Here is a 17714-nt window from a genome sequence, read left to right on the forward strand (position 1 = left end):
GTATCTGAGTAGTTGTTCCAAAAGAACATGATGCGAGGCATTCCCTGTAAGCACGCTATCTAAAAGCTCAATCGAAACTTCAGAAGAAATAAAAAATTGATGAGCTTGACTACGTACCCTGTAAATAGAAACGGTGAAACCTTTGGATCAGGTTTATCCATAGAACCAACGGTGTTGAGGGTTATGTTAGGGCAGATGATCTAGTTCCTATGGTTTCTACTGTAGAAGAGGCAATTGAAGTTACGGGTGAAAATGGTGATATTCGTACAATTCTCTCTATGATGCTGATGGAGAAACTGTGCTAGCAAGAAACAACTAATAAAATTGTTTGGAACCCCTGTTCTTTTCAAAAGAACAGGGGTTCCTGAGTATACAGGCCTTCTCACATGCCACCGTGTCTAATTCGTCTGGAACGATTACGAAATCCTTACGAAATTGATTCTGGTTGCGCAAATATGCCTTTTTAATTTAAGGAAATGTTAATGGAACGGTTAGCCATTCTCAAGAACCTGTATGTATACTGAGCCCATACCAAAAAAACGAATGGAGATTAAAAACAATGAAAAAAAACAACTTTTTATTAACTGGTATGGTCATCGTTTTGTCCATTGCATTGGCAGCCTGCGGCAAGGCAAACACCCCCGCAAGCAACGACGCCTCGAGCAGCAGTACTACGGCCGGAAGCTCTGCTTCAAGCGACATGACGTCGGGATCGGGCAATACGGCTTCTGGCGACGACATCGTGGCCGGATCCGGAACTATGACTTCGAGAGATGACGTAGATTCAGGCGTCGACTCTACTGTGACGCTCATGGGAACCTTTAAAGGCCAAAACGAGATGAAAGCAGCAGGCACCGCCGTCATCGAAAATGGACAGTTGAAGCTTAGCGGATTCAGTATATCCGAAGGACCGGACCTGCATGTATACCTGTCAAAAGGCGACGACCCAGCTAATGGAACTGAAATCGACAAAATCGACCTGAAAAGTGCGGAGCAAACCTTCGATGTATCTAAGGAAGATCTGTCCAAGTACGATACCGTCCTGATTTACTGCCAGAAAGCGCATGTTGTATTCGGTAAGGCGGCACTCGAATCGCCTGTCTCAGGCAGCAACGATATGGCCGGGGCTGCCGCCTCGAAGCTGAAGGGAAGCTTTAAAGGCCAAAACGAGATGAAGGCGGCCGGCACTGCCGTTATCGAAAACGGACAGTTAAAGCTTACCGGATTCAGCGTATCCGAAGGGCCGGACCTGCATGTATACCTGTCAAAGGGCGACGACGCGGCTAATGGCACCGAAATCGGCAAAATCGACCTAAAAAGTGCGGAGCAAACCTTCGATGTATCAAAGGAAGATCTGTCTAAGTACGATACCGTTCTGATTTACTGCCAGAAAGCGCACGTCATCTTCGGCAAGGCGTCGCTTGAGTTATGAGCTTGAATACAGCTAAGGTGAAGACCAGGACAGTCTTTGGCATCGTCTGCTCGCTTGCCCGAATGGCTTTCGGCATTCAATGGATTATGCAGGGGGGGTTTAAAATAACCGCACACTTTAACATTGCCGGACTTTTCCCTTCCATCGCGGGCAATACGGATTCGCCACACTGGTACAAATCGTTTATTGAAACCACTGCAGTGCCTTATCCGCAGTTGTACAACATTCTAATTCCCTGGGGAGAGCTATTGGTAGGTATCGGACTTGTGCTGGGTTTGCTGACGCTCCCCGCCCTTCTTGCCGGTTTCTTCATGGACATCAATTATGTATTGTCTGACATGGTTTATATTTATCCGACTCAGCTGGCAATTGGTATGCTGCTGATTCTTTTCAGAAAAGACACACTGTACTGGAGTTTGGACCGGTTGGCAGACTTTCTTAAATCGAGAAAGGTCACAAGCCCAAATGTCTGATGGGCATCAACGGACACGGTGAACGCTATTAATTTCAAAACCGGCTCAAAAAAAGGGTTTGGACAGTAGCTGTCCAACCCTTTCTTTCGGTTGATTATCGATTGAAAGGCGGGATATTACCAATGTCATCCGGCAGCGCCATGGATACACTTAGTTCTCCTTCTTTGAACTTATCTTTTGACTTAAGTACATCGTTATGATTCCAGCAAAACTCTCAAAACTTCATTCTTCAGCAATTCGCTAGGCAGTTACCCTTAATGCAAGATCTTGGCTTACTCGACGTCTATCTGAGTAAAGGCCATAGTGTAGAGGCCCATTGGCCCCCAAACGCATCCCAACTTCAATACGTAGTACAAGGAGAAGTTTCCGTCTCCAGCATATGGAGAAATATACCTCAAGTTACTTCTACAGCTTAGCATCAAGATCAGCCTTTTGCTTGGCTTCGCCCAAAATCATGCGAAGCGTTTACGTATAATTACCCGTTTTTTCCAACTATGTTTTCAAGAGGGGTACTAGTTTAGAACCATAACCATGCCTGTTTCGTATCCTTGGATCAAACCGCATCCTCAAACGTAACGATACTCTCGGAATGCAGCGGCCTGCCCATGAATCTTCCTGTTTTCGTCCGTCAAATTCCATACGGTTGCCTCCAAGATGTGGAACCTCCGGCCTGTGCTGGATATGCGGATTCCCGTGTAGTTATCGATATAGCCTTGTTTGCCTACCGTTCTTAGAAAAACCGACCGCGCCTCCCGTTCCATCGGTTCCGCGGTGAGTCTTGACGGCGTGCTCGTGAACTTGTCCCAATCCATTGCCCATAGCTCCAGCGCCGCCCGATTGCCGAAGTTCAGGACCGGATCGGTCTCCGTTCCGTGGGAAAGCACCACACAGGGTGCGTTAAATAATTGTTCGAACGGGTGGCTGTCTGAGGCTGGCTCACCCAGAAGCGATTGTCCGGTCAATCTTTGATAGCTCTCCATGATCAATCTTGCATGCTCGTTAGTGGCTCCTATTCCACTGTAATGCATAACTGAAATCCCCCTTTGTCCGTCTCATGTTCATATTATAGGTATGTGCTCATCGCCTTGGTCAAAGCCTGTCCGGTGGCACGGCTTACGGAACTCGGCATGGATGAGGCAGGCGGCGTCTTGGCCCAGGAAGTGGTGACGTTAATGATCGAGCCGCCCGAAGTGCCGCACCACATCGGCAACTGTGATCAGCACAACTTTTCCTTTGAGTCCCAAATCATCGTCTGATTGCTCCCTTGATAAATTTACATGTCCTATTTTGGTTGAAGACTCACTTCATTTCGTTGTACTCACAAACATATATTCCTCACGGGCCCGAGTGGAAAATTAGATACATCGTGTCCACCCCAAATCTAATTATAGAAGCAAAAGCGAAATTTATTAATTATTTTATTTGGAACTATAAGCAAATGTCATAGTCTTCGTCTGGGGATCCAATGTGTGGATATCCTGGTGAAACGCCCCCGCTGTTAAGGGGTCAAAATTTCAACTCCATCGACATGCCAATGATGAAAGATCGGCCTACAAAGTGTGCCATCTATTTTTACATTAGTATTTATAGAAGTAGAAGGGTTATCTTGAGTGAAGCTTACCCAGCACGATCTAACAGAATGGTATGTTTCAGAGGAGATCATGTCAACAATCCACAAATAGAAAAAGAATGCCCAAAGCTAGATTCGGGCATTCTTGAAAAACGAGTTCATTAATTGGGTATGCAGTAACCTGCATCATAGAATGAAACAAAATTCAGGATTATCACGGATTCACTTTGATCGTAAAGGTCGAAGTATCATTTTTAGTAGGTATCGTGCTCTGTCCCATATTCAGGAATTTCAAGTTATTGATCGTGACGTCCCCGACAGATCCGTTAGCCCAGAGACCGAAACCTGATTTGGCGTCAAAAGCATCCCCGCTTTTGTGAACGCCCGATATCGTAATGTTGGACAGGACGGTATCGGTAATCGGATGTTCAGGCGTCGAGCCATTGTAGTTCGTTTGGAACATGATGCCATGATAGGTCGGGTCCTCAATATTCACATCGCTAATACGGATGCCGCGGAACTCTTTCGAGGCCGAGAACAACCAGAGCGCCGGGAACGTTTGATCTCCAAAAAAGTGTCCGCCCGTACGAACGAGAGAAATATTCTGAATGACCGTTTGAGGCGACGAGCCGAATCCTCTGAATGGAATGCCGAAATCCAGAGAACTGACCGTAGCACCCGAAAACACTAAAGTATCTGCGATGTAAATGTTCCGGAACGTATTATCATATCCGCCATAAACGGCAAGACCTGCAGCCCGCCAAGGAAGCAGCGAGGTCAAATTCTCAAATACGTTTCCTCTATTATCTTCGCTAGTCCCAGCGTCTACAGCGTTAAATAAGGCAAAGCTGTCGTCGCCCGTACTGCGGGCTTCAATGTTAGTGACATGATTGTTCGTGCTGCCGTTGGTAAAGTTAATGCCGTCTGCGAATATATCGCGGATCCGGGAATTTTGGATGACGTTGTTGTCGGCGTTCTGTCCCCAGAACATCACAACCTCGTGCTCGACCCAAACATTATCAACCGTCATATTCGCCACATTCGTGAATTCAAACACTTTGCCCGGTCCGTCCACCCGGTTGGTATAGTTGCCGAAGTAGGCAAAGTTTGCAAACGTGGAACCGTTGGCACTGGAGTTTACGGCAAATCCGATATCGGTGTTGGTCAGATTGGAAGGAGCTACGAATTTGGTGTACCATGGCCCGGCACCGATCACTTTGACCGGTTTTCCAAACACTTGAAATTTAGCGCCGGTCTCATAGGTTCCGGCAGGGAGATAGACGCCCACGAGTTGGCCGGTCTGATCCATCCGGACTTGATCCAACGCATGTTGAACAGCCTGCTGCGTCGTGCCGGTTGGCGTCACGTATTTAGCAGGATCCGGATTTGCCATCGGCGATACTTGTTCCAGATTGATAAAGTCGATCGCATAGGTCGTCGTGTTGCCCGGATCCTTTTGCAGTTTGATCGTGCTTCCTGCGGGAATCGTGTTATCGAACATGATGTTCGCTTCATCGTAGATATGCCGTGGGGCTCCCGCGCCAGGCGAGTTCACGGGTGACGTTTCTTCACCGTAAAGCCACGCATACTTGGACGTAAGGTTGATCGCTTTCGCAAACTTGCCATTGACATAGACGTTAAGCGTATTGTTCAATCCGTCTCCACCCGGAGCATCCGGGATAGAGAAACGCGCAACGAGCGTGTTCGTACTTGCTTTTGTCGTAAATTGAACGTAACTGCCCGTGGAGTTCAACGTGACCGCTCTTCTGCCCGAAGCCTCACCGGCTAAGTCGCCGATATTCCGGTTCGGACCAACGATGGCCGCTCCCCCGCCGATCACCCCATCTTCCGCTTCGTACATATCGTAAGGCATGCTTGCGCCTGTTGACGCAGAAGAAGCATTGGAGAACTTAAACCAGTTCAAATTGAGCATATTGGAGCCGCCCGTAAACTTGAGATACACATGATGCAGGCCGCTGACGGGATTGATGCTGCATGTTTTCGTCGTCCAGTTCTGCCATCCGCCGGTTCCCGTCACTGCGCAAGTTCCGGCGAGCGTACCGGTAAGACTGTCCAATCGGACCTCGATATTTCCCCCGCTCGTTTCACTTGCGACCCGCGCTTCGAACGTCGATGCACCGGAGCCAAAATCGATATTGTTATAGACCACGTAATCTCCATGATCAATGAATCCTACATCCAATCCGCCTTCGCTGGAGGGTTCCGTCTGAATTCCCGACTGGTTGTCATAGCTCTCGGCTTCGATCGGGGAAAATGCAGATCTGGTTGTCGTGCCAGCATTCGCGATTTGAAGTTGATCCAGGTTAACGTTCCCGGTATCGGTTGGGTCAAATTTGTAGGCAATGGTATTGCTGCCAGCGTTTAAATGGACCACTTCAGACTTGATCGACCAGGTATCCCAGTTCGGCAGGTTCGCCAAGGTTGTCTGCTTGATTTTCGTTCCGTTCACGTATAAGCTGACGGTCCGGCTCCCGCCTGCAGCGTTTGCATATTTCAGGGTGGCTTTATAAGAACCCGCCGCGCTGACATTTACCGTAAATTGGGTCTTGGCTCCCGGAACCAAATAGCCGTCGACAAATCCAGCCCCCGAAAAGCCGGCGTGATCCGTATTCACCTTAGCGCCGCCGGATAATTGGGCCGACTCCGCTTCATAAGTACCCGATGGCGGCTGAGGCAGGGCTGGATCTGACCCGTATACTTCAAATTCGGACAGCTGTCCTGCCGGCCATCCCGAATTGGCGGTGAAATTCAGTTTGACGTATCTTGCGTCCGTATTTGGGAAGTTGATTGTTACCGTATTGCCTTTGGAAGGATCGAACGAATAACCCGTAGAGGCTACCGAATTAGTATAGTTGATATCATCGGTACTGGTCAGTACGGATAAGGTTTGCGTGCGCTGCTCCCAGGAAGATGGCAGACGAAGAACGAGCTGATTGACCGATTTCACGCTGCCCAGATCGACACGCAGCCATTGCGGAAATGCGTTACTCGAACTTTCCCAATAGGTCGACGGGTCACCGTCATTCACGTTTGCCGCTTTATAAATATCGACGTAACTGCTTGCCGAGACCGGTTTGCCTGCCGCCAAATTTGCGGCTGCCTGAGCCGTATTCGTTGTAATCGCAAATGGCGTGCTAAGTACTATACAAAAGATAAGTAAAAGAATGAACATTTTCGATCTTTTCAATAAACGAACTTGCGAAGTCATGGCTTGCCTCCCACATGGTCCTGTAAGTTTTAATCGTAGTGAATCTCGTCAGATGCGTTCGGGCTCTCGCCGGTCAACCACGGGCTCCATCGGAAGCTAAGACACGGCGATGAACGCAGGGTCTTCCGGTAAACAAAGAAGAGGGGCCGAAGCCCCTGCAATCGTCCTTCAATGGCATCCGCTAATATCCGTCAACGCCTCCTATGGATGTGGAGTTGACCGGCGGCCACGGCCGCTAGACATCGACACGGATGATAGAAGGCTACTTGCCAGCACTAGCAGCAAAGCCGGGTTCACCGGCTGCTTCCTTTTTCGGATGCATGAATATGCCGGCCGCCATGAACAGAAACAGGATGATATCCGCGCCGGCATTTACCCATTCATCGGAGACTTCATAACCGAATGCCTCTTTTACGAACAGAGCAATGGCCGACAGCAGCGGAAGCAGAATGGCCTTATTGATTGTTTTCACGTTGGACCTCCAATTTGTAGCGCCTTTCGGATCGTTGTCGCTCGTTATTTTTTTACCAGCTCAAAATCGTCGAATGCCGCCCAGTTGTTCGCGTTCGCGTCATTCCAAACCCCGATTTCGATATGTCCGCTCGTGACCTGAATGTTATCAATCGTAACCTTCCGGTATTCCGTTACCGGACTCGACCCGACGTCTCCCGAGAGCTCAGCGCCTCCGTAATCTTTGGCGTACAGCTTCAGGGCTTTCTGCCCGCCGCTGGAGCGTACCCAGACGCTGGCCTGGTACAGACCGTTCGGAACGTTTACCTTTTGGGCCGTAATTTGCTGATACGCTCCGGACGCCCAGTGCGTCAATTTATAGCTGCCTTGGTGGGGTTGATCCTTATCGACCTTTTGAGCCGATACCGAGTTATGCCACTCGAACCAGCCTGTCACATCTCCCGTTTCAAAGCCCGGATTGGCCAGCAGGTTGTGGCTCTGCGGTCTCGAGAAGTTGATCCAGTTCAGGTTAAACCCTCCCCCGCCGGCAAAGACCCGGAGCGTTTGCTGCCCCGCGCCAAGCTGGACGGTGGCCGAGACCGTCTGCCAGTTCTGCCAGCCTCCGGTATTCGGCACGGCCGTCGTGGCAAGCACGGACGATCCCGATTTCAACTGGATCTGTCCGGTCGCTCCCGGACTGGCTACCCGGTATTCCACCGTATAGCCGCCTGCCTCGGGCACGTTCACCTTGTAGTCCATCCAGTCTCCGGCTTCGATCCATCCTACATTTTGACCGCCGCCGCTGTCGGCCGTATTTTCCGTTTGAACCCCGCTCATCGCGCTGTAGCCCTCCGCTTCGATCTTCGCGGGCAGGTTTGCGGTCGTCCCGGCCGGTGCGCCCGGCGTGGCCGACGTGGCCGACCGTTCGTATACCCGGACATAATCGACCATCATCGTCTGCGGGAACGTCGTCGATCCGTCCGGATCGCCGTCAAAGTTTCCGCCGACGGCCACATTGAGCAGAATGTGGAACCGTTTGTTGAAGGGAGCCGGGCTCTGTCCGCCCGAGCTGTACCACTCGTTCACTTTGCGCGTTTGGTACAGGTTGCCGTCAACGTACCAGCGGATCTCCTGGGACTCCCATTCGACGGCGTATACATGGTATCCTGCGTCAGGAAGCTTGTAATCCGAGCCGATGTACTTCCACGGATTTCCGAAGTGGATCGTTCCCATAACCTTCAGCGGGTCCGAGCCCCGCTGTTCCATAATGTCAATTTCGCCGCTGATCGGCCAGGATCCGTATTCCCAATCGGTGGGAAGCATCCAAATGGCAGGCCACATGCCTTTCCCGCTCGGCAGCTTGGCACGGACTTCAACTCTCCCGTAGGTCCAGTCCCCCTTAGTTCTGGTAACGAGACGGGCCGAAGTGTATTGCATGCCTTCGTGATTTTCTTTTACCGCCTTAATGACCAGATGGCCGTCGCCGTCCAGATAGGCGTTATTCGTGCTGTTCGTATAAAACTGCTTCTCGTTGTTTCCCCATCCGGTGCCCCCGATATCGTAGCCCCATTTGCCGGGATCGGGAGCCGAACCGGCCGCCCCGCTGAATTCGTCGCTCCACACCAGACGCCAGCCATTATCCGCGTTTACATCCGCCATTGATTGAACCTCCTTTTGACCGAAAATATAAATTTAGCAGGACAGATTTCCGCCCGGTTCCACGCCGAGAATGCCGCAGATTCTCTTATACTGCTCGACCCGGCTCTGAACCGGACCTCCTCCGCCGCGGTTGCATTCGAGCGCGCCGTTGATCGTCCGGATCGTCTCGCCGAACCCTCTCCCATTCACCATCGCGTCATGGCAAGTCATCGAGCCGGCCCCGGTCTGCGTATTCCAGAACCACAGTCCTGTTTTCCAGGCGACGGAGGCGTCTTGGGCGACCAGATCCGGGTTGGCCAGCAGCGGCAGTCCCAGCGCTTCGCCGGCAGCACCGTAATTGTAGTTCCAGCTGATCTGGATCGGACCGCGGCCGTAGTATTGTTTGCCCGGTGCGCTTGGATAACGCGTGTTGCCAGGATCGGAGTAATGCGAGTAGTTGGCGGTGTTCTGTTCGACGATATAATAGCATCCGCCGGTTTCGTGGTAGACGTTGGCGAGGAAAGCGGCCGCTTCCTGCTTCTGCGTCGTGGCGCTGCCGGTCTTCGTAAAACCTGGATAAGCGCCGAGAGCTGCGGTCAGCCCGGAATAGGTATAGAAGCCGTTCCGGTTCGGGTAAATCTGATTGAACTGCTGCTCCGACACGACGAATCCTCCCGTTGCCGGGGCGGATGGGGCGGTACCGGAACCCGAGCCGGCCGCAATCACGAACTCCTCCCAGCCGGATGCCGACGGTCTGTTTGCGTAAAGAACCCCTCCTTTATTGAAATCAGCGGAAACGTACTGGTTGTTGGCTAACGCCTGCAGCGCTACTTTTCCGTTGCCGCGGTCGATTCTCCGAAACTTCTCCCAGGCCTGAATTTCCGTCGCCCGCGCAATCAGCTTTGTCTCCTGATTCAGGTCCGCCGTAACGTACTTGTTATTGGCTAACGATTGGAAGGAAATCGTCCCGTCCGAGTTGTTGATGACATTAAAGGTCTCCCATTGTTGCGCGGTCCCGCGGTTGGCGACCAGCGGGCTTGCTCCCTGGTTCTCCGCACTGACGAATTGATTATTAAACGCCGATTTAATCTGTGTTTGCATAAGTCCTCCTTGGGTGTGTAAGTATGGAAATCAGACCGGCACTATTGTTTTCACGGCATTTCTTGTCCCATTTGTCTTCTCATCGTTGTCTTTTCATCGTTGTCTTTCCTCCGTGGCTATGTATTAGCGGGACTCCGGGTACGCTAGATTGAACATTCAATCTTCTTGCAACCGAGCGTTCGCGGAGATGATATTATCACAGGAGGTTACTAAATAATAGTTGCCCTATAAAAATTAGTTCTTTGAGATTGGTAGGTGAGTTCTATGGAGCGTCATTGAATTTTGCCCGGTACGCCCCTTGACTCTTCCCCGTTCACTCGCTACACATTGAAATTTGAAAATATGAAATAACAATTCCTGTATGCGGGTAATCCATCTCAAATGGATAGACTGTACAGCTTCTCCCGTTGCCTGAAATAATTCTAAATTAAGAATTAGTGTTGTTTGTTGCATGTTTACAATGAATGAAATCATCCATCGATCACCAACATTACACCCGTAGTCCGGACACCCATCATGAAAAGCAGCCATCCTACTATAGACTGTTGGTATGCCAAAAGAACCAACCTAAGGATCACCATAAAATTACTTTAGAACTAATGAAAATAACATTGAAAATTATCATTTACTAATTCAATTGGAACTTGTCAGAAAAATTTTCTTCAGGTTTCTTATATGTATAAAGTTACATATCGAATAATAATTTACTTTTGTTGCAAATAGAGTCTTGGTCAGGTTTATAAGTTGGCTTGTCTGCCATTTCCGGTCATCACCACTCCTACCATAAATAGGTCAATAACTAAATAAATATTCCATATCCAACTCGGCGGATCTCTGGCAAAAAGCGAAAAAAGCCCCCTCCGGAGCATGCGTCTATTCGCGTGTGGACCGATTCGTGAGCTGCCTCAAACCTGATACATCAAGTCAAGTTTGGAAAAACTGTGTTTCCGTTGCTCAAAATGTCGTTCACCTTTATTTATCAGAGGTAATTTGTATTTGATCTGCAACAAACTCATTTAGGGCTTGGTCATATTTATAGGTTACATGAACAGTGCATACGTAGTCTGGAAGCACGCCATCAATGGATCTAACAGAACCGTCTATATCAACTGTCAGTTTCTGATCCTTTACATAATTTAAAATTACATTACCAAAGTAAAGTTTGTTTTCAAATTTATCATCTGGATTATGCGCTAACGCTAACTCGCTGATTTTCTTAATTAATTTGTATTCTTTCCCTTGAGCTTTGGCCTTCATTAACAGCTCATCGCCCTTTTGGCTAACTTCGGTTTCTATACCCGCAAGAATTTCCTCAACACTTTGTATCTTTATTTCCAAAAGGTTTTCCCCGTTTAAAATGTGGGCTTCATTCGTATCTAATTCAGTACCATGTCCAGTAACCAGAATGATGACCGCTTCTTCTTTACCATCACCTGTCAGATCAACATAGGACACCTGTGGATTAGAAACACCTTTAAGTATTTTCCAATCGAATTTCTTTGGGCTGCCGTTAACGTCTACAACGACTCCATCTGCTATTTCAGAAAGCTTTACTTCTTTGTTTGCTGATGACCAAGATTTAGTCTCCTGGGCCGTCCCCTCACTACCCTCATTATTTTCCTGTAGAGATTGAGTTGTTACCTCGCTTGTTGTTTTATCCTGGCCCGTCGAGGAACTGTTCTGTTCATTACTGCAAGCAACAAGAGAACCCAATATTAGAATCGATGCTGAAAACAACGCGACTTTGTTAATGTTGATCCTCTCACTTTCTCTAGTCGAGGTTTGAATAAATACTACACTTTTTCCGGACGACTCCAATTCACTATTTAAATGTTTTGTGAAGACTCCTTATTATCGGCACCCAATTCACGGGCGGAGGCTCTTCTTTTCCATTAACTATAAAAAAACTTCTCTTATATTGGCATGCCTTCTTAATATTTAAGGGGTCAAAATTTCAACTCCATCGACATACCAGGAATTCGAATTTCCTTTAGATTTTAAATCCATGACAACGTAAGAACCATTGGCCTTCTCCCAATAAACTAAAGCCCGTGACTTTTCTGGATTTATAAGTAATGCCGACATATAATCGCCTACGTCAAGATTAGCTCTCCGCTCCTCGCTATAAAAAGCCTCTAGAAAAGAAGAACGTTTTTGCATAGAAAAAGTAGATAACATATCATAAAATTGATCAGAATCGATAAACGTCCATTTTGACAAATCTTCGTTTTTGCTATTGATTCCAAATGCCCTTCCCTCACTGCTCAGTATGATCTCACGACCTGGGGTCCATGATTGAGTTAAACGATCTTGAACGGCTTGCACATGAGCCTCCTCTTCGGGACTTACATTTGGAAAAAGAGAAGGAAGAGCATCGCTTGCATATACACTTGTCCCTGTGATCAGAACAAGAACAGCAAATGTAAGGATTATAAATCTTCTATTCATTTTTCTCATGATTAGCACCTTTACTTAAAAAAATGAACTCGCCATCAATTCAAATAGCCATTTAATGTTTCATATAGTTCTTTTCTTCAGGGATGTCTACAATAACCCCTTTGTTACCATCCGCTTCACCTAGCTGTTTGGCCTTTCCTTGATCATTGATAATGCCATAAAATACAGCTGCGATCGCTCCAAAGTTTTTATAATATACAAAAGACCCCTTCACGCTTGGCCGCTCCCCTATTTCTTGAACAATTTTATACGGAAAGAAGGGAAGACCCTTATTCTCAACAATATCGTTAGTTGTTTTAGCAGCCCATATCTGAACCGCTCTTCCTTGCTGCACTTTATAATAATCGATTCGGCGTTCCTCTTTCACAAAATACTCATCCGCTCTTCCTACAGGGAAATAGCAGACCACCGTCATTAATCCACCCGCATGAATCTGTTCCTTTAAGCTCACACGAGGTAGAGAGAGGACCCGGATTCGCTCCAAGGTTAGAGCACTTTTAGCATGACTATTTACTGTTGAACTCCCAACGATTATCGTTTGAGTCTTTGCATCCCATTCCACCGGTTCACCCAACGCCTCTCCAATGAATCTTACAGGAACCATAACCCTTCCATTCTTTATCTGGGCAGGCTGCGCTAATGGAGTCCCCTCATCTCCGATAATCCCATACTTTGGATTAACCTTGACCGTGATCATTACTTTTCGATATGAGATCCTAACCTGTTTGCGGGTATTATCCCAAGACATATTGAGATTGCTTAGACCAAGCTTTCTAATGATATTGATCGGTACCAGCACGGTTCCCTTCTTTAAGTAAGGTGCAACATCAGAGGAAATGAGGCCGTTCTTCCCGATCACCTTGATACTGGAAGCTGAGGCATGATTTTGTCCTCCAACGACCATGGATATCCCTAGTACTACTGTTGCAATTAATGTTAGTGTCTTAGGATTTTTCATTACGCTCTCTCCTTTCACACCGGTGGTAAATTATCCCTAATATGTAAGACACTCTATGTTTATAGATTGTTTCATAAAATCTGAAGGGATTGTCTAAAAAAGAGAGTGTATCACTATCTATTAGGGATGACTCGTGTGCGTGAAAATGCATCATCAGTGTGGAAAGCTTTGATGGATTAGGGTTTAAAAAAGGACCCTGAAAAATAGGGCCCCAATGGCTATCGATTTTATTAGGTCCTTCAGATGTCTTCTCTCCTTGGTATTAAATAAATCTCGTTTGTTTCGTTTTTTTTATGACACCAGAAGTTTTCGATAACGTTCTCGTATTCATGGCGTCCGGCACAGTCGGATGAATCCAATACTTTTTAGTTTTCCCCATTCCTCCTCGTCATTTTCCTTTATGTAATCTCTATAAACTCTTCGGATTTTGATAGGCTTCTCGTGGATCTCTCCCCAGATAAAACCAGTTCTCCATGGGCCAAATTCTCGGCATTAATTGCTCGCAAGAAAACGTAAAGAGCAGCTGCGTAACGGCCGATCGTAACCAGGCTTCAACGCATCTGCTCTTCCATTCTTTAGGATCCAGGCTTAAGAGTCCTTTGGTATTGAATCTATAAATTAAAACAAAATATACCATCATACAGTATATTTTGTTTCTACCAGATCACCAAATAACAAAAGATTTATCTATTAATATTCTTCGACTGGACCACAACCATAAGGTTGGCAAATCTGAATTGTCGAAGCAGTATCAATAAATCCAGTATAATCATGATATTTATAATAGTGGTGGTCTTTCCTAATGGTTAAAGTCGCATAATAATCACTTTGTATATCCTCTTTAGTGTATGTTTTTGTTATCCAATACGCTCTTGGTGCATCCAATGAAAGATAATAACCGCCAACGCTTACAAGTACCCCCAATATTTTTCCACCCACAGGTCCGCCTATAAAGGAAGCAAGTACACCTGCTACTGCAGAGGCAGTGGCATATAATATCTCTGTCGAATTTTTTTCCGCCCCTTTATATACAAAACCATCTGCTAATAATTGTGGAGAGGAACTGAGATTTTCTTGAATGGGTTCAACTTCTTTAATTGCATAATTCACTTCGCCGGTTTGCAGGTTTTCATACTTTACTTTATTATCATCAACTTTTGTGATTTTGAGCTCATCTTTTCCATTTGAATCTGTTGCAATATAGTAATTGTCGTATTGAACTAATGTAGAACCATCTGTAAAAGTGACAGAATTACTGGTTGTGCTTTTAACTAAATCTGAGATACTTACAAATTGATCTATTTGTGATACCGGCAAAGAAGATGGTGAATTTTCCTGATCCTGAGCAAAGGCTGGAAATCCAATAGATGTAGAGAGCAGAACTCCTGCAAAAAATGTGTTAGCAATTTTTAATTTTATCATTTAAATCCTCCATTAACTCTTTCCTTATTTCTATTTCTTTTTTTTGAAGAAATCGTACTTGATCACAAAATCAAAGAGAGCCATAATTGCAATTGCTCCAAGTGGAATCATTAAGTATGCCCACGGCGGATTATTTGGAACTTCACCAGGGGGGGCTTCTATTAATATCCCATAAAGAACAATACAATAAATTACCGCCACTACAATACCTGTTACGTTTCTATTTTTCATAGCTGTTTTTCACCTCGGACTCACAGAACTTCAGAGTATTGTATTTTTCACTAAATTTCTTTCAAATAGTTTTCCTGATATTTCTAATAGATTTACACTAAATAATGATCAACACGATTTACGCATCATTATTTCCCCTCCTTATTTTGTATATCACTACATATAACGTAATGTACTCCTAGTTGGTTGTACCCCTTTTCCACATTTTCCAGGTAATTCATTGAAATGAACGTAATTACCTAGTCCAAAGAGACTACAAACAATTCAAAATTGGGAATAAAAAACCAGACACTTTAATAGATGACTATAAAATCGGAAATTCCTGAGAAAATTATGGGACACCTTATTTGGAAAATATGGACCGATTCTCTTCCGAGCTTTGGATTGCAATTCTTCGTGATAAACGAGCTAACACAACGTCCACTCTCCTTAACAACATCTTAAGATGAGCGGATTGGATTGGTTGAAGGAAAGCAGTATCCTTGAAACTTTCTAAATAATGAACGGAATGAATAAACAACACAGTATCCAAATTAGGGCCAGACTCCTCAGCTGTGAGCTGAGCTATATCATCCAAGGATAGTGAATGAGGAAGAGAAGTCAAATTGTTTTCTTTTATATACAGCGCCATCAACATGGACTCCAATGCTCGATAACCTAAACACAATGATAATATGAGCCGAGGATTGGTGTATCAAACGAAATGCCGAATCCATATAAATCTGTGAGCGATCAAGTAATTTATTAATAATTCTCGCCTGAACAGCCACGTTTCTCTGTAAGCTTGACGTCTTATTCATCGTAACCGTGCCATTATCCATGGAGGTTGAATGCTTATCCACATATTTCAGCTCCCACTTGGGTTATTTGAACGACTCATATTGAAAACATTGCCTCGGATGTTATTAATTCGTGGATCGTGGAGATACTTATATTTATCAGTATACACCAAATTAATACCTATAGGTATTATTTTCAATATTCAAACACTGGTGTATAGGTGTTGTAATTTTATCTACACTTTTTAGTAGTGAGGTGTGGAATGATGACGGATAAAGAGATCCTTCTTAGATTAGGTGCTCGTCTACGTGATTTGAGAAAAGAAAAGGGATTAACGCAAGAATCTCTCGGGGAAAAAGGCGGGTTTCATTTCTCATATATCGGGCAAATCGAGCGCGGAGAAAAAAACGTGGCTCTGTTAAATCTTGCAAAGATTGCTGAGGCATTAGAGGTAGATATATCACAACTCTTCACCTATACCAGTGTAGAGAGTAACGAAGAGTCGCAAGCTGATCTTCAAGAAATAATGCATATGCTCGAACAACAAAATCCTCAGCAGATCGCTATGGCAAAGAATGTGTTAAAAGCGATCTTTAATCATAAGTAAATTATCTAACGTAGTAAAAAAGCTGATTGGAATTCTCCAATCAGCTTTTTTATGCATTCATAATGGATAAAGTAATAAGGCTGTTATTGAGAATATAGACCGTACCAATTCATAAACACGAACCCATTCAATCAACATCATTGACAGAAGCCAACTCGTAGCTGTCTAAAAATTCTTCGTACATCCCAAACTGAGTCTTGGAGTAGATACTATCCATTGGACTAATTCCAATGATCATTTCACCTCGTGGCAAAATATCTTTCTTTTCTAAAATCAACTTACCACTACTCTCGATCTTTTTCTCGACCAATGGTATGGAATTAAGATTAAAAATTTGCCATGGGGCAGATTCCGTCAATTGAAACATAGATATTAGACTTGAACAATACCCTTCCTTTTTAGAACTTTTTACAGGGATGACTATATTCTGATTGAGCAGATAATTCTCTTTATTGTGAAAAGTATTAACAGAAAAATAACAAATACCCTGAAACTCACTATGGTTAGAGACCCATTGTAACAGCAATTGAGGCACTATGTATTCGGGTTTGAAGGAATCGTTCGTATTCTTAACCTTAATAGAACAACTGCATATTATTGGCCATAAAATTATGTAGGTTTCCAAAAGAATTTTCAAATCCTCTACATCCTTATCATTTAATGCGCTTTTATTCTTTTTACGAACATATGCCCTATATTTATATTCTTGACTGATTTCATGTGCAAACATTTTAGGAGTTATTCCGAAATACAAAATATTGACTTTCCCCTTATATTTTTCGGAAAATTGGTATTTAGAACCATGAACTGCATAAAGATCAGGTCTTTTTAACTCTTCCCAGCATACATAAATGGACCCCCCTAAATACAGACAAGGCAATCCCGGTATGCTATATCTTTGAGTAGTTGCTAAACCACGTTTATCAAAAGGGATATGGAACATCTCACTTCTCTTATAACTTTTATTAAGTCCAACTCGCATTCTATACAAAGTGTTCGGAACCATATCTCTGAATGACTTTGCCTGAAGAATTTTATCTTTTACAACATTCAAACCTGATTCTAAAAAATCATAAGCTTTGGCAGGTTGCCCAGAGTAATAAGCATCCAAGCTCTTCTCTATATATTCAGATAGTGTTCTCGTTTTCAACTTATGACTATCAGAAAAACGGGGGAGTTTAACTAACATCTCTTGATATTGGTTTAATAATTTATGAATTAATTCCGGAAAAAAATCTTCATCCTTTTGTTGAATAATCGGAAGGTCTACTGTTTTATGCGACAAAAAATCAAGATATTCTAAGATATCATCATGCATTATTTTGTATTCGTCCAAAATACCAATTCCCATTTTCGATGTCTCCTA

At 45.1% G+C, this 17714-nt stretch carries 15 protein-coding genes and 1 pseudogene; 3 read left to right on the forward strand and 13 right to left on the reverse strand.

The annotated features are described in order from the left end of the window. The first annotated feature begins 559 nt into the window (after positions 1-559). Positions 560-1432: a DM13 domain-containing protein gene (locus tag FHS19_RS29475; RefSeq protein WP_183585989.1), complete on the forward strand. Its 873-nt coding sequence runs from the start codon at positions 560-562 to the stop codon at positions 1430-1432. Next, positions 1429-1905, forward strand: a complete 477-nt coding sequence (locus FHS19_RS29480; protein ID WP_183585991.1) for a DoxX family membrane protein — start codon at positions 1429-1431, stop codon at positions 1903-1905. The genes FHS19_RS29475 and FHS19_RS29480 overlap by 4 nt, the downstream gene beginning before the upstream one ends. A gap of 566 nt (positions 1906-2471) precedes the next feature. On the opposite strand, the gene FHS19_RS29485 is transcribed toward FHS19_RS29480, so the two are convergent. From FHS19_RS29485 to FHS19_RS29535, 12 genes and pseudogenes are all read right to left on the reverse strand, one after another. Further along, on the reverse strand, positions 2472-2933 hold the full coding sequence (locus tag FHS19_RS29485; RefSeq protein WP_183585993.1) for an MEKHLA domain-containing protein: 462 nt from the start codon (positions 2931-2933) through the stop codon (positions 2472-2474). 47 nt (positions 2934-2980) lie between these two features. Next, a pseudogene (locus FHS19_RS35110) lies at positions 2981-3091 on the reverse strand (SDR family NAD(P)-dependent oxidoreductase); the annotation flags it as partial. A gap of 598 nt (positions 3092-3689) precedes the next feature. After that, positions 3690-6704: a carbohydrate-binding protein gene (locus FHS19_RS29495; RefSeq protein ID WP_246426886.1), complete on the reverse strand. Its 3015-nt coding sequence runs from the start codon at positions 6702-6704 to the stop codon at positions 3690-3692. Between the two features lie 262 nt (positions 6705-6966). Next, the gene (locus FHS19_RS29500) at positions 6967-7176 is read right to left on the reverse strand and encodes a hypothetical protein (protein WP_183585997.1); all 210 of its coding nucleotides are present in this window, start codon (positions 7174-7176) and stop codon (positions 6967-6969) included. 44 nt (positions 7177-7220) lie between these two features. Next, positions 7221-8813, reverse strand: a complete 1593-nt coding sequence (locus FHS19_RS35115; RefSeq protein ID WP_183585999.1) for a carbohydrate-binding protein — start codon at positions 8811-8813, stop codon at positions 7221-7223. A 33-nt stretch (positions 8814-8846) separates the two neighbouring features. Continuing rightward, entirely contained in the window at positions 8847-9893 is a 1047-nt protein-coding gene (locus tag FHS19_RS29510) for a glycoside hydrolase family 19 protein (RefSeq protein WP_183586001.1), read from the reverse strand. A gap of 234 nt (positions 9894-10127) precedes the next feature. Next, entirely contained in the window at positions 10128-10424 is a 297-nt protein-coding gene (locus tag FHS19_RS35810) for a DUF6079 family protein (RefSeq protein ID WP_221224144.1), read from the reverse strand. Between the two features lie 441 nt (positions 10425-10865). Then, a complete protein-coding gene (locus FHS19_RS29515; RefSeq protein ID WP_183586003.1) occupies positions 10866-11606 on the reverse strand; it encodes a hypothetical protein in 741 nt (246 codons plus the stop codon). Between the two features lie 225 nt (positions 11607-11831). Beyond that, on the reverse strand, positions 11832-12350 hold the full coding sequence (locus FHS19_RS29520) for a hypothetical protein (protein WP_183586005.1): 519 nt from the start codon (positions 12348-12350) through the stop codon (positions 11832-11834). Between the two features lie 52 nt (positions 12351-12402). After that, entirely contained in the window at positions 12403-13308 is a 906-nt protein-coding gene (locus tag FHS19_RS29525; RefSeq protein WP_183586007.1) for a copper amine oxidase N-terminal domain-containing protein, read from the reverse strand. Positions 13309-13998: 690 nt separating this feature from the next. Then, a complete protein-coding gene (locus FHS19_RS29530; protein WP_183586009.1) occupies positions 13999-14730 on the reverse strand; it encodes an adenosine deaminase in 732 nt (243 codons plus the stop codon). Positions 14731-14760: 30 nt separating this feature from the next. Continuing rightward, the gene (locus FHS19_RS29535) at positions 14761-14961 is read right to left on the reverse strand and encodes a hypothetical protein (protein WP_183586011.1); all 201 of its coding nucleotides are present in this window, start codon (positions 14959-14961) and stop codon (positions 14761-14763) included. 1045 nt (positions 14962-16006) lie between these two features. Between FHS19_RS29535 and FHS19_RS29540 the strand changes: the two genes are divergently transcribed. Continuing rightward, a complete protein-coding gene (locus FHS19_RS29540) occupies positions 16007-16348 on the forward strand; it encodes a helix-turn-helix domain-containing protein (RefSeq protein WP_183586325.1) in 342 nt (113 codons plus the stop codon). 127 nt (positions 16349-16475) lie between these two features. Here the strand turns inward: FHS19_RS29540 and FHS19_RS29545 are convergent, their stop codons facing one another. Further along, on the reverse strand, positions 16476-17699 hold the full coding sequence (locus FHS19_RS29545; RefSeq protein WP_183586013.1) for a hypothetical protein: 1224 nt from the start codon (positions 17697-17699) through the stop codon (positions 16476-16478). Between the last annotated feature and the right edge of the window lie 15 nt (positions 17700-17714).

This window comes from Paenibacillus rhizosphaerae, assembly GCF_014192015.1.
In the GTDB taxonomy this organism is placed as follows: domain Bacteria; phylum Bacillota; class Bacilli; order Paenibacillales; family Paenibacillaceae; genus Paenibacillus_AQ; species Paenibacillus_AQ rhizosphaerae.

Bases quoted from the DNA above. Each gene is read 5' to 3' on its own strand.
- FHS19_RS29475 (WP_183585989.1), top strand. From the start codon at position 560: ATGAAAAAAAACAACTTTTTATTAACTGGTATGGTCATCGTTTTGTCC.
- FHS19_RS29480 (WP_183585991.1), top strand. From the start codon at position 1,429: ATGAGCTTGAATACAGCTAAGGTGAAGACCAGGACAGTCTTTGGCATC.
- FHS19_RS29485 (WP_183585993.1), bottom strand. From the start codon at position 2,933: ATGCATTACAGTGGAATAGGAGCCACTAACGAGCATGCAAGATTGATC.
- FHS19_RS29495 (WP_246426886.1), bottom strand. From the start codon at position 6,704: ATGACTTCGCAAGTTCGTTTATTGAAAAGATCGAAAATGTTCATTCTT.
- FHS19_RS35115 (WP_183585999.1), bottom strand. From the start codon at position 8,813: ATGGCGGATGTAAACGCGGATAATGGCTGGCGTCTGGTGTGGAGCGAC.
- FHS19_RS29510 (WP_183586001.1), bottom strand. From the start codon at position 9,893: ATGCAAACACAGATTAAATCGGCGTTTAATAATCAATTCGTCAGTGCG.
- FHS19_RS35810 (WP_221224144.1), bottom strand. From the start codon at position 10,424: ATGGCTGCTTTTCATGATGGGTGTCCGGACTACGGGTGTAATGTTGGT.
- FHS19_RS29520 (WP_183586005.1), bottom strand. From the start codon at position 12,350: ATGAGAAAAATGAATAGAAGATTTATAATCCTTACATTTGCTGTTCTT.
- FHS19_RS29525 (WP_183586007.1), bottom strand. From the start codon at position 13,308: ATGAAAAATCCTAAGACACTAACATTAATTGCAACAGTAGTACTAGGG.
- FHS19_RS29530 (WP_183586009.1), bottom strand. From the start codon at position 14,730: ATGATAAAATTAAAAATTGCTAACACATTTTTTGCAGGAGTTCTGCTC.
- FHS19_RS29535 (WP_183586011.1), bottom strand. From the start codon at position 14,961: ATGAAAAATAGAAACGTAACAGGTATTGTAGTGGCGGTAATTTATTGT.
- FHS19_RS29540 (WP_183586325.1), top strand. From the start codon at position 16,007: ATGACGGATAAAGAGATCCTTCTTAGATTAGGTGCTCGTCTACGTGAT.
- FHS19_RS29545 (WP_183586013.1), bottom strand. From the start codon at position 17,699: ATGGGAATTGGTATTTTGGACGAATACAAAATAATGCATGATGATATC.